At 72.0% G+C, this 18967-nt stretch carries 16 protein-coding genes and 1 rRNA gene; 9 read left to right on the forward strand and 8 right to left on the reverse strand.

The genetic code is table 11. The features are described from left to right. Nucleotides 1–93: ribosomal RNA gene (gene rrf, locus ABT299_RS40560) — 5S ribosomal RNA — on the forward strand; the annotation flags it as partial. Nucleotides 94–146: 53 nt separating this feature from the next. On the opposite strand, the gene ABT299_RS40565 is transcribed toward rrf, so the two are convergent. Further along, nucleotides 147–983 carry an SDR family oxidoreductase gene (locus ABT299_RS40565; protein ID WP_500254008.1) on the reverse strand — a complete coding sequence of 279 codons (837 nt, stop codon included), beginning with the start codon at nucleotides 981–983 and terminating at the stop codon, nucleotides 147–149. An 83-nt stretch (nucleotides 984–1066) separates the two neighbouring features. On the opposite strand from ABT299_RS40565, the gene ABT299_RS40570 reads away from it, so the two are divergent. Continuing rightward, nucleotides 1067–2011, forward strand: a complete 945-nt coding sequence (locus ABT299_RS40570; RefSeq protein WP_190868837.1) for an AraC family transcriptional regulator — start codon at nucleotides 1067–1069, stop codon at nucleotides 2009–2011. 25 nt (nucleotides 2012–2036) lie between these two features. On the opposite strand, the gene ABT299_RS40575 is transcribed toward ABT299_RS40570, so the two are convergent. Further along, nucleotides 2037–2756 carry an SDR family NAD(P)-dependent oxidoreductase gene (locus tag ABT299_RS40575; RefSeq protein ID WP_500254009.1) on the reverse strand — a complete coding sequence of 240 codons (720 nt, stop codon included), beginning with the start codon at nucleotides 2754–2756 and terminating at the stop codon, nucleotides 2037–2039. Nucleotides 2757–2836: 80 nt separating this feature from the next. On the opposite strand from ABT299_RS40575, the gene ABT299_RS40580 reads away from it, so the two are divergent. Continuing rightward, nucleotides 2837–3469, forward strand: coding sequence for a TetR/AcrR family transcriptional regulator (locus ABT299_RS40580; protein ID WP_190868835.1), 633 nt, complete (start codon nucleotides 2837–2839; stop codon nucleotides 3467–3469). Here the strand turns inward: ABT299_RS40580 and ABT299_RS40585 are convergent, their stop codons facing one another. Then, nucleotides 3470–3967: a 2-thiouracil desulfurase family protein gene (locus tag ABT299_RS40585; RefSeq protein WP_500254010.1), complete on the reverse strand. Its 498-nt coding sequence runs from the start codon at nucleotides 3965–3967 to the stop codon at nucleotides 3470–3472. A gap of 94 nt (nucleotides 3968–4061) precedes the next feature. Here ABT299_RS40585 and ctaD point away from each other — a divergent pair, with 94 nt between their 5' ends. Next, nucleotides 4062–5717, forward strand: a complete 1656-nt coding sequence (gene ctaD, locus ABT299_RS40590) for an aa3-type cytochrome oxidase subunit I (RefSeq protein WP_500254011.1) — start codon at nucleotides 4062–4064, stop codon at nucleotides 5715–5717. Between the two features lie 97 nt (nucleotides 5718–5814). Here the strand turns inward: ctaD and ABT299_RS40595 are convergent, their stop codons facing one another. From ABT299_RS40595 to ABT299_RS40610, 4 genes are all read right to left on the reverse strand, one after another. Then, nucleotides 5815–6627 carry an SDR family NAD(P)-dependent oxidoreductase gene (locus tag ABT299_RS40595; RefSeq protein ID WP_190868832.1) on the reverse strand — a complete coding sequence of 271 codons (813 nt, stop codon included), beginning with the start codon at nucleotides 6625–6627 and terminating at the stop codon, nucleotides 5815–5817. A gap of 90 nt (nucleotides 6628–6717) precedes the next feature. Continuing rightward, nucleotides 6718–8322, reverse strand: coding sequence for a flavin-containing monooxygenase (locus ABT299_RS40600; RefSeq protein WP_500254012.1), 1605 nt, complete (start codon nucleotides 8320–8322; stop codon nucleotides 6718–6720). A gap of 3 nt (nucleotides 8323–8325) precedes the next feature. Beyond that, nucleotides 8326–9327, reverse strand: a complete 1002-nt coding sequence (locus ABT299_RS40605) for an AurF N-oxygenase family protein (protein ID WP_190868830.1) — start codon at nucleotides 9325–9327, stop codon at nucleotides 8326–8328. A gap of 58 nt (nucleotides 9328–9385) precedes the next feature. Then, nucleotides 9386–10156 carry a TetR/AcrR family transcriptional regulator gene (locus tag ABT299_RS40610; RefSeq protein WP_387029544.1) on the reverse strand — a complete coding sequence of 257 codons (771 nt, stop codon included), beginning with the start codon at nucleotides 10154–10156 and terminating at the stop codon, nucleotides 9386–9388. A gap of 241 nt (nucleotides 10157–10397) precedes the next feature. Here ABT299_RS40610 and ABT299_RS40615 point away from each other — a divergent pair, with 241 nt between their 5' ends. From ABT299_RS40615 to ABT299_RS40625, 3 genes are all read left to right on the forward strand, one after another. After that, nucleotides 10398–11177 (forward strand): ABC transporter ATP-binding protein, encoded by a 780-nt coding sequence (locus ABT299_RS40615; RefSeq protein ID WP_500254013.1) that lies wholly within the window; start codon nucleotides 10398–10400, stop codon nucleotides 11175–11177. Continuing rightward, nucleotides 11174–13684 (forward strand): ABC transporter permease, encoded by a 2511-nt coding sequence (locus ABT299_RS40620; protein WP_500254014.1) that lies wholly within the window; start codon nucleotides 11174–11176, stop codon nucleotides 13682–13684. The genes ABT299_RS40615 and ABT299_RS40620 overlap by 4 nt, the downstream gene beginning before the upstream one ends. Before the next feature lie 86 nt (nucleotides 13685–13770). Further along, nucleotides 13771–14982 (forward strand): pyridoxal phosphate-dependent aminotransferase, encoded by a 1212-nt coding sequence (locus tag ABT299_RS40625; RefSeq protein WP_190858151.1) that lies wholly within the window; start codon nucleotides 13771–13773, stop codon nucleotides 14980–14982. A 7-nt stretch (nucleotides 14983–14989) separates the two neighbouring features. Here ABT299_RS40625 and ABT299_RS40630 read toward each other — a convergent pair whose 3' ends face one another. Next, on the reverse strand, nucleotides 14990–17053 hold the full coding sequence (locus tag ABT299_RS40630; protein ID WP_500254026.1) for an ATP-dependent DNA helicase: 2064 nt from the start codon (nucleotides 17051–17053) through the stop codon (nucleotides 14990–14992). A 243-nt stretch (nucleotides 17054–17296) separates the two neighbouring features. Here ABT299_RS40630 and ABT299_RS40635 point away from each other — a divergent pair, with 243 nt between their 5' ends. Beyond that, nucleotides 17297–17794, forward strand: coding sequence for a phosphoribosyltransferase (locus tag ABT299_RS40635; RefSeq protein ID WP_151544774.1), 498 nt, complete (start codon nucleotides 17297–17299; stop codon nucleotides 17792–17794). A gap of 60 nt (nucleotides 17795–17854) precedes the next feature. After that, nucleotides 17855–18865 carry a DUF4192 domain-containing protein gene (locus ABT299_RS40640; protein WP_500254015.1) on the forward strand — a complete coding sequence of 337 codons (1011 nt, stop codon included), beginning with the start codon at nucleotides 17855–17857 and terminating at the stop codon, nucleotides 18863–18865. Nucleotides 18866–18967 lie beyond the last annotated feature (102 nt).

Below are 18967 nucleotides of genomic sequence, written 5' to 3' on the forward strand. Positions count from 1 at the left end.
ACACCCGGTCCCATTCCGAACCCGGAAGTTAAGCCCTTCAGCGCCGATGGTACTGCATGGGAGACTGTGTGGGAGAGTAGGACACCGCCGGACATTTTGTGAGGAAGGCCCCGCCGTTCACGGCGGGGCCTTTCGCATTTCCGGGGTCAGTCCCAGTGGCCTGCCGCGGCGGCCTCCGTGACGTAGTCCTCGAACGGCCTGGGCGGCCGGCCGAGGGCCTGGTCGACGCCGTCGGACACCGTCGCCTCCCGGTCGTCGCGGATGTTCGCGAGGAGACCGGCGAGCATCTTCGCGGTCCCAGCGGGGACGCCGTTCGAGGCCAGCCTTTCGGCGAAGACCTCCGGGGTGACGTCGACGTGCCGGACCGTGCGCCCAGCGGCTTTGCCGATGAGCTCGGCGGCCTCGGCGAAGCTGATCGCCCGCGGTCCGGTCAGCTGGTAGGTCCGTCCGCTGTGCTTGTCGTCGGTGAGCGCGTCCGCTGCGACCTCGGCGATGTCCTCGGCATCGACGAACGGAGTGCGGCCGTCGCCGGTCGGCACGGCCAGGGTGCCGCTGAGGACCCACGGCTTCCAGAACGACTCGCTGAAGTTCTGCGCGAACCAGCCGGGGCGCAGGATCGTCCAGCCGACACCCGATCCGCGCACGGCCCGTTCGGCGGACTTGAGGGGATGGTCGTCGGCGGCCTCGCCCACCCCGTGGGCGGAGAGCAGGACGAGGCGCCGCACGCCGGCGGAGACCGCCTCGGTCACGAACGCGGGGATGCGCGCCTCGCGGTCCGGGACCGGCTGGAGGACGGGCTCCAGGAGGTAGACGGCGGTGGCGCCGTCGAGGGCGGCCGGCCAGGTCGCCGGGTCGCCGAGGTCGACGGTCACGTCGCTTCCCGTGCGGGACGCGGTGCGGACGGAATGGCCGGCGGCGCGCAGCCGCCGGACGATGCGGCGTCCGGTCTTCCCGGTGGCGCCGAGGATGAGTGTGGTTTCCATGGCTCCTACGCAACCGCATCAGGCGTAGACGATCCATGAGAGAACGTCTCGGATACCTTTGTCATCGTCTAGCGTGGTGCGGCATGGACGTCCTGAGCGATCTGCTGCATCGGGCGCGTGCGGGGGATGCGCTGGTCAGGCAGCTGGTCCAGCGTCCGCCATGGGCGCTGACCTTCGACGACACGGCTGCGCTCACGGTGGTCGCCACGCTCGGAGGCCATGCGGCGGTCCGGCTGGAGGGGTCCGCCGCAGCGCCGGTCCGCCTCGGCGCGGGCGACATCGCCCTCATCACCACGGCCGGCGAATACACGATCGCGGACGACCCGTCCACCCCCGCCCAGGTCGTGATCCGGCAGGGGAAGAAGTACCGGGCCGACAGCGGCGATCCGGTCGCGGGTGCGGAGTGGAACCTCGCTCCCCGCACCTACGGCGACGGGCTGCCCGGTGCCACCGTCATGCTGCGCGGCGCCTACGAGCTGCACGGCGACGTGGGAGGGCGCATCCTGGAGATGCTTCCCGAGGTGGCGGTCGTCCCGGCCGGACCCCGGACGCGGGGCGCGCTCGATCTGCTCGCCGCCGAGGTCGGCCGCGACGAACCCGGCCAGGACGCCGTCCTGCACCGGCTGCTTGACCTGGTGCTCGTCCTGGCGCTGCGGGCCTGGTGCGCGCGGCCGGAGTCGGAGCTGCCGTCCTGGTACCGGGCGCTGGCGGATCCGGCGATCGGCGACGCGCTGCGCCTGCTGCACGGGGACCCGGCGCGGCGCTGGACCGTCGCCGCGCTCGCCGCCGAGGCCGGGATGTCCCGCGCGTCGTTCGCGGCGCGCTTCACCGGGCTGGTGGGCGAGCCGCCGCTCACGTACCTCACCGGATGGCGGATGACCCTCGCGGCCGACCTGCTGCGCGACACCGACGCGACGGTGGCGGCGGTGGGCCGCGAGGTCGGCTACGAGGACGCGTTCGCCTTCAGCGTGGCCTTCAAGCGCGCCCGGGGCGTCAGCCCGTCCCGCTGGCGGCGCGGGACGGGCTGACCCGGTCGGCTGCTCGGGCGGGGTGTCAGGTGAGGACGTCGAAGATCGCCTCGGCGCTGTCGCGGTTCTTGTAGAGGTTCCAGGCCGCGTCGGCGAGGTCGTCCGGGGCGAGCGTCCCGACGGTCATGCCGCCGAGCCGTTCCGACTCCGCGAGGAACATGCGGTGGATGTCGCCGCGCTCGATGAGGCCGCCGATGGTGAGGGTGCCCGCGTACACGCCTTGGTCCGCCAGCGCGGCGTTCAAGGTGATCGCGTAGTTGCGGAGGGCGGCGGACGAGATCGCCAGGTTCCCGATCATCGGCAGCGGGACGACCGAGCTGAGGCCGCCGGCGAACAGCAGGGCGCCGTCCCCGCGCTCCAGCATGCCGGGCAGGACCGCGCGGACCGCGTCGATGGCGGGGTACACCCAGCCCATCGCCTCCTGGGCGGCGGGGACGTCCGTCTCCGTGATGGGTGCCGGGCGGGCGGCCGGGTCGGCCGCGCCGGGACCGTAGTAGAGGACGTCGATGGCGCCGTGCCGCGCGGTGATCGCGTCGAGGGCGCCGAGCAGGCCGTCGCGGTCGCGGACGTCCGCCGGGTGGGACGTCGCCTCGATGCCGGCGGACGCCAGCGACGCGAGGTAGCCGGAGTGGCGTGAGGCGTTGCGGGAGACGAGGGCGATCGCGTGCCCCTCGCGGCCGAACCGGTGGGCGATCGACATGCCGAGCCCGGGGCCGGCGCCGATGACGACGGTCGTCGCGGTCATGGTCGGGACCTCCAATAAGTTGAGGAGACCCTCAAGTTAGCCGAAAGTCGAGAGTTTCCTCAACTTCGTAGGATGGCGGCATGTCCAGGAGCAGGCCGGCGCGGGCCGACGCCGCGCGGAACCGCGAGAAGCTGGTGGCGGCCGGGGCGCAGGTGTTCGGGGACCGCGGCCTCGACGCACCGCTGGAGGAGGTCGCGCGCCGCGCCGGGGTCAGCATCGGCACGCTCTACAACCACTTCCCCGCACGTCAGGACCTCTTCGACGCGATCTTCCCCGTCCGGCTGGCCGAGCTCGACCGGCTCGCCGCGGCGGCGCTGGACGATCCCGATCCCTGGTCGGGGTTCGCCGCCTTCATCGAAGGGATCGTCGCGCTCCAGGCGGAGGACCGGGGGCTGAACGACGTGCTCGCGCGCCGCTTCCCGCCGGCGTCCGAGCTGAGCGAGGCGTGCCACCGCGGATTCGAGCACCTGGCCGCGATCACCGAGCGGGCCAAGGAGGCCGGGCGGCTGCGGAGTGACTTCGAGGTCACCGACCTGGTGCCGCTGATGTGGGCGATGTCCCAGATCATCCGCGAGTCGGGGGACGCGATGCCCGCCGTCTGGCGCCGGTTCCTGGGGGTCTACCTCGACGGGCTGCGCGCGGGCGCGGCGCATCCGCTGCCCGCTCCCGCGCTGTCACCGGAGGAGATGGCCGAGTTCATGGGCCGCGGCTGATCAGCGAGCCTGCTCCAGGGCGCTCAGGAGCTCCTGGACGGCATCGAGCTCGTCCTCCCCGAAGACACGGATGCCCTCGCGGCGCAGGAGGGCCGTCGTCACGCCGGTTCCGGGGACGGACGCGCCCGAGAACGTGCCGTCGTACACGCGGCCGCTGCCGCACGACGGGCTGCCCTCCTTCAGGAGCGCGATGCGGGCGCCGGCGCGCTCGGCGGCGGCCAGCGCGAGGCGGGCGCCCCGCAGGAACGCGGCGGTCACATCGGTGCCGGCCTCGGTGACGACCCGCGCGGTGCCGTCGAGGACGGCGCCGCCGTCGCCGCCGACGATCTCGGCGGGCGGCCGGGGGACCGGCAGCCCGCCCGACACCTCGGGACAGAACGGCACGAGCCGGCCCTCCGCGCGCCACCGCTCGAAGAGGCCGCCGCCTACGGGCTTGGCGGCCCCGTCGTATCGGACGGGCCGTCCCGCGAGGCAGGAACTGACCAGTATGCGCTCCACGCCTTTCAGCCTATGCGGGGACGCGGAGACGTCTTGCGCCCCCCTGATCCCCGGCGAATAGTTGTGGGCATCCCCCGTCGATTAGGAGCCCGGCATGGTCCTTCTCGGCCGTCGACTCCCGGAGACGCCTTCCGAGGGACGTCCCCGGGGCTCGGTCCTGGTGTCCTGGCTGACCACCACCGACCACAAGGTGATCGGATACCTGTATCTGACCACGTCGTTCGTCTTCTTCCTGCTGGCCGGCCTGATGGCGATGGTGATGCGGGCGGAGCTCGCCTCACCGGGCCTGCAGATCGTCTCCAACGAGCAGTACAACCAGCTGTTCACGATGCACGGCACGGTGATGCTGCTGCTGTTCGCGACGCCGCTCTTCGTCGGTTTCGCGAACGTGGTGATGCCGCTGCAGATCGGGTCCCCGGACGTGGCGTTCCCGCGCCTCAACATGCTGAGCTACTGGCTGTTCCTGTTCGGCGGCGCCATCGTTTTCGCGTCGTTCGTCTCGCCGGGCGGCGCCGCGGGTTTCGGGTGGACGGCGTACGCGCCGCTGAACAGCGCGCTGCGGTCGCCCGGAATCGGCGGCGACATGTGGATCATGGGGCTGGCGCTGTCGGGATTCGGCACGATCCTCGGCGGCGTCAACTTCATCACCACGGTCATCGGGATGCGGGCGCCGGGAATGACGATGTTCCGGCTGCCGATCTTCACCTGGAACGTGTTCCTGACGAGCCTGCTCGTGCTGATGGCGTTCCCGGTGCTGGCGGCGGCGCTGCTGTGCCTGGAGGCGGACCGCAGGCTCGGCGCGCACGTGTTCGACGCGGCGTACGGGGGCGCGCTGACCTGGCAGCACCTGTTCTGGTTCTTCGGGCATCCCGAGGTGTACATCATCGCGCTGCCGTTCTTCGGCATCGTCACCGAGGTCATCCCGGTGTTCAGCCGCAAGCCGCTGTTCGGCTATTTCGGGATGGTCGGCGCCACGATCATGATCGCCGGGCTGTCGATGTCGGTGTGGGCGCACCACATGTTCACCACGGGGCAGGTCCTGCTGCCGTTCTTCTCGTTCATGTCGTTCCTCATCGCCGTGCCGACCGGGGTGAAGTTCTTCAACTGGGTCGGGACGATGTGGCGCGGCCATCTCAGTTTCGAGACGCCGATGCTGTTCGCCGTGGGCTTTCTCGTGACGTTCCTCTTCGGCGGGCTGACGGGCGTCATCCTGGCGTCGCCGCCGCTGGACTTCCAGGTGCAGGACTCCTACTTCGTGGTGGCCCACTTCCACTACGTCGTCTTCGGCACGGTCGTGTTCGCGATGTTCTCCGGCTTCTACTTCTGGTGGCCGAAGATGACGGGGAAGATGCTGAACGAGGCGTGGGGGAAGGTCCACTTCTGGACGCTGTTCATCGGTTTCCACACGACGTTCCTCGTCCAGCACTGGCTCGGCGCGGAGGGGATGCCGCGCCGCTACGCCGACTATCCCAAGGAGTTCACCACGCTGAACCGGATCTCCACCGCCGGTGCGTTCCTGCTCGGGATCTCGACGCTGTTCTTCATCTACAACGTGTACCGGACGTCGCGCCGCGGCACGCGGGTGCAGGTGGACGATCCGTGGGGGTTCGGCAATTCGCTGGAATGGGCGACCTCATGTCCGCCGCCGCGGCACAACTTCACGTCCATCCCGCGGATCCGCTCGGAAAGGCCCGCCTTCGACCTCCACTACCCGAAGGCCCCCGAGGCCGCGCCGGACGAGACGGCCTGACACGGACGCCATGCCACGGAAACGGGGAACGTGAAGCGGTGGACGCCGACGCAGTGCATGCCCGCGCGCGGGGGTGGGGCGCGCGCGGGCGGGGCGGCTACTTGGCGATGCGGCTGACGGCGATCTGCGCGACGCGTACGGCGGCGGCCGGGTTGAGGCGGACGCCGCGCCAGGCGAGGCGGCCGTGCGCGGGGGCGACGATGAGCGCCTGGTTCTTGGCGACGCCCTTCATGATGTCGCGGGCCAGCTTCTCGGCCGTGTAGAGGCGCGGCGACGCCTTCGCGATGTCGCCGGTCGCGTTGCCGCTCAGCTGCGTCTCGGGCAGGTCCGGGTTGACGTTGTGCAGCAGCGGGGTGTCGACGAAGCTCGGGCAGACCACGCTGACCTTGACACCGCGCCCGGCGGCCTCGGCGCGCAGGCCGAGCGACAGGCCGACGACCGCGTGCTTGGTGGCGGTGTAGGGGATGCCGATCGGCATCGGGACGAGCCCGGCGAGCGAGGCGGTGTTGACGATGTGCCCGCGGCCCTGCTCCAGCATGATCGGGTACGCGGCGTGCACGCCGTGCACGACGCCCTTGAGGTTGATGTCGATCGCGCGGTTCCAGTGGTCGAGGGTGAGCTCCTCGGCCAGCCCGCCGATCGCGATGCCGGCGTTGTTGAAGACCAGGTCGAGCCGGCCGTTCTCCGCCTTCACGCGCTTGTAGAGGTCGGTGACGGCCTCGGCGTCGGTGACGTCGAGGGGGGCGGAGGACGCCTTGCCCTTGCCGAGGGTGTTCAGCTTGTCCGCGACGGCCGCGGCGCCGTCGGCGTTGATGTCGCTGACCACGACGGTGTCGCCGCGCGCCACCAGGGACGTGGCGATCGCACGGCCGATGCCGGATGCGCCTCCGGTCACGATCGCGATGCTCATTCTGCGCGCTCCGCTCGATGCGTCTAATTGGATGTTGTGTTCAATTGCGGGATTGTACGGGGTGGGACGGTCGGGCCGACACTCACCCGGCTACGGAACGGGGACCGCCGGCTCGTCGTCGCGCCCCTCCACCGTGAAGTCGCGCGGGTCGAGGCGGCGCGTCCGCAGCCAGTAGTTCACCGTCGACGCGGGCCAGGCGGCCCGGTTCACGCCGTTGCGGTCCAGGTACCAGCTGTCGCAGCCGCCGGACACCCAGACCGCGCCCTCCGACTTGCGCTGCACCCAGGCGTTGAACCGGTCCTGCACGGACGGCTTCACCGAGATCCGCGCCCCGCCCGCCGCGTCCAGCATCGCCAGGCACTGCAGGACGTAGCGGACCTGCGCCTCGATGATGAAGATCATCGAGTTGTGGCCGAGGCCGGAGTTCGGGCCGAGCAGCAGGAACAGGTTCGGGAAGCCCTTCACCGCGACGCCGAGATGCGCCTCGATGCCGTCCTTCCACGCGTCCTGGATCTTCAGCCCGTTCCGGCCCGTGATCCGCGCGTTCTCGAACGCGTCGGTGACGTGGAACCCGGTGCCGAAGATGATCGCGTCGACCTCGTGCTCCCGGCCGTCGCGCGTGACGATCGAGTGCTCGCGGACCTCGGCGATGCCCTCGGTGGTCAGCTCCACGTTGGGCCGCATCAGCGCCGGGAAGTAGTCGCTGGACACCAGCGTCCGCTTGCAGCCCATCGTGTAGTCGGGGGTCAGCTTGCGGCGCAGTTCGGGGTCGGGCACCTGGCGGGCGAGGTGCCACTGCGCGATCGAGCTCGCGGCCTTGAGCAGGCGCGGGTTCTTGAACCCGAGGACGAAGCTCTCCTGGAGCAGGTAGATGCCGTTGCGGTAGCCGCGCTGGAACCCCGGGACGCGCCGGAACAGCGCCTTCTCCAGCCCGGTCACCCTGCGGTCCGGCTTCGGCATGATCCACGGCGGCGTCCGCTGGAACACCGTCAGCGATCCGGCCCGCTTCGCGATCTGCGGGACGAACTGGATCGCGGACGCGCCCGTGCCGATCACCGCGACGCGCTTGCCGGTCAGGTCGTAGGAGTGGTCCCACTCGGCCGAGTGGAACGTCGTGCCCTCGAAGGACGCGAGGCCGGGCAGGTCGGGGACGTTCGGCTGGTGCAGCGGGCCCATGCCCGCCGCGAGCGCCCGCCCCCGGACGATCTCGCCGGGCTCGGCGCCCGCGCCCTCGACCGACAGCTGCCAGGTGTCGGTGGCGTCGTCGTACTCGGCGGCGGTGACCTCGGTGCCGAACCGGATGTGCTGCTCCAGCTCGTACTTGCCGACGATGTCCTTGATGTACCGCAGCAGCTCGCCCTGCTTGGGGAACATCCGGGACCAGTCGTTCTTCGGCTCGAACGAGTAGGAGTACAGCAGCGACATGATGTCGCAGGCGCAGCCGGGATAGGTGTTCTCCCGCCAGGTGCCGCCGACCTCGTCCGCCTTCTCCAGGATGACGAAGTCGTGCACGCCGGCCTTCTTCAGCCCGATCGCCATGCCGAGGCCGGAGAAGCCCGTCCCGATGACGACGACCTTGTACGGCCCGCCGCGTCCCGCCGCCGGCGTCACCACGGCGTTCCGGCGCGCGGCGGGACCGTCGTCCGGCCCCGCCGCGCCGGCGCCGTTCGCGCGGGCGCCGTTCGCCCCGGCCATCGCTCAGGCGGCCTTGGGCTCGTCGACGGGGCGCCGCGTCCCCGGCCGGTCCCAGATGCCGAACGCCTTCCAGACCCGCTTGTTCACCGGGTCGATGACGCCGAGCTCGGCCATCAGGTCGCGGATCTTGCCGACCGAGTTGGCGATCTCCGCCTGCGAGGCGGGGCTCTTGTAGGCCTGCCGGACGACGTCCTTGGGGATGTTGAAGTGCCGCACCATCGGCCCGGGCGGGGACAGCATGATCCGCGCCATCACGCCGAGCACGATGGGGGTCGCGAAGCCGAGGATCCGGCGGCGCGCCGGGTTCATGGTCGGGATCCGGTGCTTGAGGTAGTGGCGGGCGAAGGAGATGTGCCGCGCCTCCTCCGCGATGTGGATCTTCATGATGGTCTCTTCGAGCGGGTGCTTGATGTGCCCGCCCTTGAGGGACTTGCGCTGCACGTAGTCGATCGGGTCCTCGCCGCCCAGCACGAACACGAAGAACATCTCCGTGCTGACGAGCGGGATCCACGGCGCGGCCTGCGCGATGAGGCTGAGCGAGCGCGGCATGCCGCGGATCGGCATCTTCGTCCGGTTCACGAACTCCTGGAACATCATCCCGTGGTGACATTCCTCGGTCGTCTCGTGGTAGACGTACCGGAACTCCGGCCGGCCGTTCGGCAGCCGGTAGGCGTAGTTCAGCAGCCCGCGCTTGAGCAGGTTCTCGAACTGCAGGCCGATCTTCATGGCGGTGGCGACGCGCCACAGCCCGATCTGCGCCTGGATCTCCGGCGGCTGCGACCGGTACCACTCGGTTTCGCCGAGCCGGTCGAACTGCGGCAGCACCCAGCGCGGGTCGTTCTTGTCGACGACGAAGTCCGGGTCGTCCCACGGGATGTCGGCGTAGGCCTCCCAGTGCTTGTCGACCGACGCCTTGTTCAGGCGGTCGACGACGCCGAGATACGACTTCCTGTCCTTGACCTGCTCGCGGACCTCGTCGGCGAGTTCGGTGGGGGCTTTCGGCATGTGAGGCGCTCCCTCGGGGGTGGTGCGGCCTGCGGGGGCCGGGGGTGACTCTGCGGGGCTAGGAGGTGCCCGCGGCGGTGGTCGCGGGCCGTTGCGGTGGCGCGCCGCCGGTCTCGCCGTCCGGTGCCGGTGCGGGCGCGGGTTCCGGTGCGGGGGCGGAGGCGGGCGCGAAGTCGGGGGCGGGGCCGCCGGGCTCCGGGACGATCAGCCGGGCGATCTCCTTCACCTGGCGGAGCACCGCGGCCTGGTTGCCGCGCGCGTCGTCGTCCAGGGCGTTCTGGATCGACAGCCCGACGAACATCGCGAACAGGCCGCGCAGCATCGTGTCGGTGAAGTCGGGCGGCAGCGTGTTCGCGGGGAACAGCTTCTCGAAGGTCTCGGCGATGGTCTGCAGGATCCGCTCGTTCAGGTCGACACAGAGCGGGCGCAGCTCCTCGTCGGTGCGGGCCGCGACCGCCAGCTCCATCAGGGCCTTGGCGGGTCGGCCGCGGAAGACCTCCCAGAGCAGGTCGAGCGCGCCGGTGACGTCGCGGCGCTCCTTCGGCAGCACCGCGAACGCCGTCTCGTACGCCATGCGCTGCGCCTCCAGCAGGTGCTCCAGCGCCGCGGCGACCAGGATCATCTTGGTCGGGTAGTGGTGCTGCTGAGCCCCGCGCGAGACGCCCGCGCGGCGGGCCACCTCGGTGGTGGACGTGCCGGACCAGCCGAGGTCCACCAGGCACTCCATGGTGGCCTCGAGGAGCCGGGCCTGCGTGCGCGACCGGCGTTCCTCCTGGGTCCGGCGCGTACCGCTGCTGTGGCGCCGGCGCCGGCGGCTGCTCACTGACACGCCTCCGACGGTACGAGCACACTTACAAGCAAGCAAGCCTGCTTGTATGTTGCCCGCATCACAATTGGACAACGCGTCTTATTGATCTTCCGGCGGGGACGTACCCCCAGTGGGGTACCCGGCCCGGCTCCGCTGCCGCCCCCGTCGTACGCGCGGGCGCGCCGGTGCCGCCTCCGGGGTAGGCGCGGTGCCTCTCGCTGCCGGACGACGCGGGCCGTACCGGCGCGTGACGATCCCGGCCATGGGAAACGCGGCAGAGGCAAGACGAACCATCGGCGAGGCGGACGCGGCAACGGGCGGCGCCCGCACGGAACGGCTCACCAAGGTCTACGGGACCGGCGACATGGCGGTGCGCGCGCTCGACGAGGTGAGCGTGGCGTTCCCCGCCGGGCGCTTCACCGCCATCATGGGCCCGTCCGGCGCCGGCAAATCGACCCTGATGCACTGCGTGGCGGGCCTGGAGGACGCCACGTCCGGGAAGGTCTACGTGGGCGACGAGGAGCTCGGGGCGCTCTCGGACCGGCGCCTGACCCGGCTGCGGCGCGAACGCATCGGGTTCGTGTTCCAGGCGTTCAACCTGCTCCCGACGCTCACCGCGAAGGACAACATCGTCCTGCCGATGACGCTGGCCGGCACCCGTCCCGACCGGGAATGGCTGGACACCGTGGTGCGGGTACTGCGGCTGGGGCAGCGGCTCACGCACAAGCCGTCGGAACTGTCCGGCGGGCAGCAGCAGAGGGTGGCGCTGGCGCGCGCGCTGGTCACCCGTCCGCAGATCGTGTTCGCCGACGAACCGACCGGCAACCTCGACTCGCGTACGGGCGCCGAGGTGCTCGACCTGCTCCGCGGCGCCGTCGACGACCTCGGCCAGACGGTCGCGATGGTCACCCACGACCCGGTCGCGGCCGGCTACGCCGACGCGGTCGTGTTCCTCGCGGACGGGCGCGTCGTCGACGTGATGGACGGGCCCACGGCCGACCGGGTCCTCGACCGGATGCGCGGGCTGGGGGACCGGCCATGACTGGGCTCGTCTTCAAGGAGCTGTGGGGTCGCAAGCGCCGCATGGCCGGCTCACTGGTCGCGGTGTTCCTCGGCGTGACGTTCCTGACCGGCACGCTGGTGCTCGGCGACACGCTCGCGTCCAGCATCGACGGCTACTTCTCCGGCGCCTACGGCAGGAGCGACGTCAGCGTCCGCAACGCCACCAAGGTGAGCGACGCGCCGTGGGGCGCGCGGGGCCAGATCGACGCGTCCGTGCTGGGGAAGGTGCGCGCGGTGGACGGCGTTGCGAACGCCGAACCCGTCATCCAGGGCTCCGGGCAGCTGCTCGCCAAGGACGGCACGACCATCCCGTCCCGCGGCCCGAGGACCGCCGGGAACTGGCTGAACGACCCGAAGCTGAACCCCTACCGGCTCGCCGAGGGACGCGCGCCGCGCGCCCCGGACGAGGTCGTCATCAACAAGATGTTCGCCGACGAGGGCAAGCTGAAGGTCGGCGACCGGACGGCCGTCCTCACGCCCGAGCGCGTCCCCGTGACGGTCGTCGGGATCAGCAGGTTCGGCTCCGAGGACGCGTTCGGCGAGACGTCGTTCACCGCGTTCAGCCTGGAGGGCGCGCAGCGGTACGTCGCGAAGACCCCCGGCCGCATCAGCGGCGTCTCGATCCGCGCCTCCGGCGGGGTGAGCCAGGACGAGCTGGCCGCGCGCATCCGCCCGGTGCTGCCCGCCGGGACCGAGGCCGTCACCAACCGCGCCCAGGTCGACGAGGGCATGACCGCCGTCCAGGACGGCTTCCTCAAGACGTTCCGGATCGTGCTCGGCGCGTTCGGCGGGGTGGCCCTGTTCGTCGCGGCGTTCAGCATCCACAACACGTTCGCGATCACGATGGCGCAGCGGACCCGCGAGTCCGCGCTGCTGCGCGCGCTCGGCGCGGGCCGCCGCCAGGTCCTCACCGTCGCCGCGATCGAGGCGCTGGTGATCGGCGGCGCGGCGACGCTGGCCGGGCTCGCCGGCGGGTTCGGCTTCGCCGCGCTGCTCCGGCTGCTGTTCACGACCTTCCGGATCGGGATCGCGATGGAGGGGCTCACCGTCTCCGCGACGACGCTGCTGGTCGCGGTCCCGGCCGGGCTGCTGGTGACGCTCGTCGCGGCGCTCGGGCCCGCGCTGCGGGCGTCCCGCGTGCGGCCCCTGGCGGCGCTGCGCGAGGTCGCAGCGGAACCGTCCCGGGTGTCCGACACCCGCGTGATCGTCGGCGGGGTGTTCGCGGCGGTGGCCGCCGGCACGGTCGTGCTGGGCGCGTCCGGCGGGCAGGTCGCGATGGCCGCCGCCGGCGCGGTGCTCGGCCTGGTCGCGATGGTCGTGCTCGGGCCCGCCGTGGCGAAACCGGCGGCCGCCGTCGCCGGCGCCCCGGCCGCGCGGCTGCGCGGCGTGCCCGCCGCGCTGGCCCGCGGCAACGCGGCGCGCAGCCCGCGCCGCACCGCCGGCGCCGCGACCGCGCTGATGATCGGCGTCGGCGTCGTCACCCTGCTCACGGTGTTCGTCGGCTCGCTGCGCGCGTCCCTCGAGGACGGCGTCGCCGGGTCCTTCACGGGCCCGCTCGTCGTGGACGGCGGCGGCAACGAGACCGGCGGCTTCGCCCCGCGCCTCGTCGACGAGGCGGGCCGGCTGCCGGAGGTGCGCGGCGTCGCCGGGCTCGGCACCGGCGGCATGCGGGTCGGCGGCCGCGTCGCGACCGTGTCCGTCGGGGACCCGTCGGCGCTGCGCCGGGTCCTCGACCTGGACGTCTCGCAGGGCTCGCTCGCCGGCCCCGGCACCTTCGCGGTCTCCAAGAAGATCGCCGACGACCGCGGCTGGCACGCCGGCTCCCGCGTCGGCCTCACCTTCGCCGACGGCGCCGCCCAGCAGGTCACCGTGGGCGCCGTCTACGACCGGACCGACCTGACCGGCGACTACCTCGTGCCCTGGACGATCTGGGACGCCCACACCGAGCAGCCGCTCGTGACCAGGGCGTTCGTCGACCTGAAGCCCGGCGCGTCCGTCGCGGCGGCGCGGCGCGCCCTCACCGCGCTCGCCGGGCCGTACGGGGCGCCCGAGGTCGAGACCCGCGACGCGTTCGTCACGGCGCAGACGTCCGACATGAACGGGTTCATCGCCGTCGTCTACGGGATGCTCGCCCTCGCGATCATCATCGCGCTGCTCGGCATCGCCAACACCCTGTCGCTGTCGGTGCACGAGCGGACCCGCGAGCTCGGCCTGCTGCGCGCCGTCGGCGCGACCCGGGCGCAGATCCGCTCGATGGTGCGCTGGGAGTCGCTGATCGTCGCGCTCTTCGGCACCGCCGGCGGGCTCGGCCTCGGCGTGTTCCTCGGCTGGGGGCTCGGCGCCGCGCTCGGGAACCCGTTCGCCGCGCCGCCCGTCCAGCTGGCGGTGATCGCGCTGGTCGGAGCCGTCGCGGGCGCGCTCGCCGCGATCAGGCCGGCCCGCCGCGCCGCCCGCCAGGGGATCCTCGCCTCGATCGCCGCGCCGTGATCACGCTCGCCGGAGCCCGCCCGCCAGGCCCTGCGGGGCGGGCTCCCGGGCGGATTCCGGCACCGCGGCGCGGATATTGTGTGTCCATGCAGGTCAACCAGTCGGGCAAGCTGACCAACGTCTGTTACGACATCCGCGGGCCGGTGCTGAAGCGCGCCAAGCAGCTCGAGGCCGAGGGCCACAACATCCTCAAGCTGCACATCGGCAACCCCGCCCCCTTCGGGTTCGAGGCTCCGCCGGAGCTGCTCCAGGACATGATCCGCAACCTTCCGGAGGCGCACGGCTACAGCGACTCCAAGGGCATCCTCCCCGCCCGGCGCGCCATCGTGCAGCGGTTCGAGGACAACGGCGTGACCGGCCTGGACGTCGAGGACGTCTACCTCGGCAACGGCGTGTCCGAGCTGATCGTGATGACCCTGCAGGCGCTGCTCAACGACGGCGACGAGGTGCTGATCCCGGCGCCCGACTACCCGCTGTGGACGGCGTCGGTGTCGCTGTGCGGTGGCACCCCCGTCCACTACCTGTGCGACGAGGCCGCCGACTGGGCGCCGAGCCTGTCCGACATCGAGGCGAAGATCGGCGACCGGACCCGGGCGATCGTGCTGATCAACCCCAACAACCCGACCGGGGCCGTCTACCCGCGCGAGGTGCTGACCCAGATCGTCGAGCTCGCCCGCCGCCGCAACCTGATCATCTTCGCGGACGAGATCTACGACCGGATCCTCTACGACGACGCCGTGCACGTCCCGGTCGCCTCGCTCGCGCCCGACCTGCTGTGCCTGACCTTCGGCGGGCTGTCGAAGAACTACCGGGTCGCCGGGTTCCGGTCCGGGTGGGTGGTGCTGTCCGGGCCGAAGGAGCACGCCGAGTCCTACATCGAGGGCCTGGACATCCTCGCCAACATGCGGCTGTGCCCCAACGTCCCCGGCCAGCACGCGATCCAGGCCGCGCTCGGCGGCTACCAGAGCATCGACGACCTCGTCCTGCCCGCCGGCCGGCTCGGCGAGCAGCGCGACCGCGCCTGGAAGCTGCTCAACGACCTGCCCGGCGTCAGCTGCGTCCGCCCCAAGGGCGCGCTCTACGTGTTCCCGCGGCTCGACCCGGAGATGTACCCGATCGAGGACGACATGCGCTTCGCCCTCGACCTGCTCGAACAGCAGAAGATCCTCGTCGTGCAGGGCACCGGGTTCAACTGGCCGTCCACCGACCACTTCCGCGTCGTCACGCTGCAGTACGCCGACGACCTCGAAGAGGCCGTCGGCCGCATCGGCGAATTCCTCGGCGCCTACCGCCGCTGACGGGCCGTCACGACCCGGACGCGGCGGCGTCCAGGCGCCGCAGCGCGCCGCGCACCACGTCCGGGTCGGTCGTCGCCCAGAACGGCGGCAGCGAGTTCTTCAGGAAGCCGCCGTAGCGCGCCGTCGCCAGCCGAGGGTCGAGCACGGCGACCACACCGCGGTCGTCCATCGACCGCAGCAGGCGTCCCGCGCCCTGCGCCAGCAGCAGCGCCGCGTGCGTCGCGGAGACCGCCATGAAGCCGTTGCCGCCGCGCGCGGCCACCGCCCGCGCGCGCGCCGACGACACCGGGTCGTCCGGGCGCGGGAACGGAATGCGGTCCATGATGACGAGCTGGAGGGAGGGGCCGGGGACGTCCACGCCCTGCCACAGCGACAGCGTCCCGAACAGGCACGTCCGCTCGTCCTCCGCGAACTGCTTGACCAGCAGGGACGTGGAGTCCTCGCCCTGGCACAGCAGCGGGTGCGACAGGTGGTCCTTCAGCTCGTCGGCGGCCTGCCGGGCGGCCCGCATCGAGGAGAACAGGCCGAGCGTCCGGCCGCCCGCCGCCTCGATCAGCTCGGTGATCTCCGTCAGGTACGCGTCGGCGAGGCCGTCCCGTCCGGGCTGCGGCAGGTGCCGCGCCACGTACAGGATGCCGGACTTCGGATGGTCGAACGGCGAGCCGACGTCCAGGCCCGACCAGATGATCTCCTTGCCGTCCTTGTCCGCGTCCTTGCCGTCGGTGGCGGTCTGCGCGAGGCCCTCGGCGGCCGTCTTTGCGTCCTTCGGCGCGTTCTCGCCGAGCGGCGGCAGCCCCCACTGCCGCGCCAGCGGCTCGAACGACCCGCCCAGCGTGAGCGTCGCCGACGTCAGTACGGCCGTGCGCTGCTCGAACAGCGTCGTCCGGAGCAGCCCCCCGACCCCGATAGGCGCGACGTGCAGCGCCGGCGGACGCTTTGGGCGCCCGTCCTGGACGAACGGCTTCTCCAGCCACACCACGTCGAACCGCTGCGACATCTCGGGCTGGAACGACTCCAGCATCCGGACCGCCGTGTCGTGCAGCTCCTCCAGGGACGACCGCGCCGCCTTGCGGGCGGCCATGTCACCGGGGTCGGCGTCCTTCTTCTCCGGCCCGATCGCCGTGACGCAGGCGTGCAGGGCGTCCCGCGTGGCCGCGAGCGTCGTGCCCAGCGCGGAGGGCAACACGTCCATGCGCCCCGCGGGCAGGTCCTCCAGCAGGACGGCGAGCCCCTCCGCGGACTCCTTGAGCCGGTCGGCGACGCCCTCCTCGACCAGCCGCCCGCAGCGCCGCGCCGCCATCTCCACGCCGGCCGCGCTCAGGTCGCCCGTCGCGACGGACGTCACCCGGTCGACCAGCTCGTGCGCCTCGTCGACGATCACCACGTCGTGCTCCGGCAGGACCTGGAACTCCTCCAGCGCGTCGATCGCCAGCAGCGCGTGGTTGGTGACCACGATGTGCGCCTCGCCCGCCTCGGCGCGGGCCAGCTCGGCGAAGCACTCCGTCCCCTGCGGGCAGCGCTGCGCGCCCAGGCACTCCTTCGCGGTGACCGCCACCTGCCGCCACGCCTGCTCGCTCACCCCGGGGACCAGCTCGTCCCGGTCGCCGGTCGTGGTCTCCTCGGCCCACTCGTTCAGCCGCTTGACCTGGCGTCCCAGCGTGGACAGCTGCTGCGGGTCGAACAGCCCGCCGCCGCCCTCATCCTCGTCCGGCGCGCCCGTTTGGACCCGGTGCAGGCACAGGTAGTTGCGCCGGCCCTTGAGGATCGCGAACTTCAGCTCCCGGCCGAGCAGCGGGTTCAGCGCCTCGGCCAGCCGCGGCAGGTCGCGGTCGACGAGCTGGCGCTGGAGCGCGATCGTGGCGGTCGACACCACCACGGTCGTCTGCTTCTCGACCGCGTACCGGATCGCCGGGACGAGATAGGCCAGCGACTTGCCCGTCCCGGTGCCCGCCTGCGCCGCGACGTGCTCGCCCGACGCGATGGCCTTCTCCACCGCGCCGGCCATCTCCACCTGACCGGGGCGCTCGGCGCCCCCGATGGCCTCGACGGCGGCGGACAGCAGGGTTGGCATGTCCGGAATCTGGGTGTCGCTGTCGGTCAGCAGATCAGGGGCGGGCACGTCGCCCAACGCTACAGCCCGCGGCGGACACCCGCGTCCGGACGCGGAGACGAGCACCGCGCGACCGGCCGGTCATCTCCGTGGCCGCCCCGCACCGGCCGGTCCGGGGGCGGTGCCGGGCCTGCGCGGGATCATCATCGACCTGTGGCCGGTCCGGTTAACGCCCTTTGCGGCGGGTCGGCCAAGATAGGGGCCGTGTCTGCTGAAAGAGAAGTCCTGACCTGGGAGTTGTTCGGCACCGCCGGACGTGAGCTGGCCCAGGAGATCGCCGCCAGCGGTTACCGGCCCGACCTGATCCTGTCCATCGCCCGCGGCGGGCTGTTCGTCGCCGGCTCCCTCGGCTACGCGCTGGACGTCAAGAACCTCCACGTCATGAACGTCGAGTTCTACACCGGCGTCGACCAGCGCCTCGACCTGCCGGTGATGCTCCCGCCCGTGCCGAACGCCGTCGACCTGTCCGGCGCCAAGGTTTTGGTCGCCGACGACGTCGCCGACACCGGCGCGACGCTCAAGCTCGTCCGGGACTTCTGCGCCGACCACGTCGCCGACGTCCGCTGCGCCGTCGTCTACGAGAAGCCGCACTCGACCGTCAAGTGCGAGTACGTCTGGCGGCACACCGACCGCTGGATCAACTTCCCCTGGTCGACCGAGCCCCCCGTCGTCAGCCGGCCGCAGCAGATCCTCGACGCCTGAGGTTATCCACATTCTCGGCGGCGCTTTCACCCTCCGGGCGCGGCTGCCAGTGTCGAGGGCATGACAGCACTGGTCATCCGCTCCGCTCAGGACGCCATCTCCGCCGTTCCCTACCTGCTGGGGTTCCACCCGTCCCGCAGCCTCGTCGTCATCGGCTACGACGGCCCGCACGGGACCTGCGCGGTCCGGCTCGACTTACTGGTTCCTGCCGGGGCCGGTGAACGCATCGCCGGGCTGCTCTCCGGCAACGGGTTCCGCAAGGCGCTGCTGCTCGGCTACGGGCCGGCGGACGAGGTCGAGGGCTCCGCCGGCTCCACGGCCGCCGCCCTCACCGCCGCCGGCCTGGACGTCCTGGAGTCCGTCCGGGTCTGCGACGGCCGCTGGTGGTCCCTCACCTGCACCGACGCCTGCTGCCCCGCCGAAGGCACGCCCTACGACATCTCCACCAGCCTCATCGCCGCGCAGGCCACCCTCGCCGGGCACGTCGCGCTCGCCGACCGCGACGAGCTCGTCCGGTCCGTCCAGCCCGTCGAGGGACTCGCCCGCGAGTCCATGCGCCGCGCCACCGAACGGGCCGAGAGACGCTTCCTGCGCTGGGCCCGGGAACCTGGGCCCCGGTTCCGGTCGCGGACCACCGAGGAGGGCCTCGACCACGTCCCCCGCGTCCTCGCCCGGGCCCGCGGCGGCACCCGGCCCACCGACGACGACGTCGCCCGGCTCGGCTTCCTCCTCACCGACCTGCGCGTCCGCGACGAGGCGTGGATCCGCATCGACGAGGACGCGCCCGCCGCCGACATCGCCTTCTGGCGGGACGTCCTCCGCCGCGTCGAGCCGCCCTACGTCCCGGCCCCCGCGTCGCTCCTGGCGTTCGCCGCCTACACCGCGGGCGACGGCGGCCTGGCCAACGTCGCCCTGGAGCGCGCTCTGGAGGCCGACCCCTCGTACTCCATGGCCGTCCTGCTGCGCAGCCTCATCGACGCCGGCATCCCTCCTGCCCAGGCCCGCATCGGCATGACGCCCGGCCAACTGGCGGCCGCCTACCACGACGAACCGACCCAAGAGGCCGGCTGACCCCTCGTTACCTCGCGACGCGTGGAGCGCGGGTGGTGTTGCGAGGGGACACCGGCTCGGGTTACCTAGGAGAATTAGGGAGTTACTTTGAAGGCATAGGCA

The sequence above is a fragment of the Spirillospora sp. NPDC000708 genome (assembly GCF_040299565.1).
Taxonomy (GTDB): Bacteria; Actinomycetota; Actinomycetes; order Streptosporangiales; family Streptosporangiaceae; genus Spirillospora.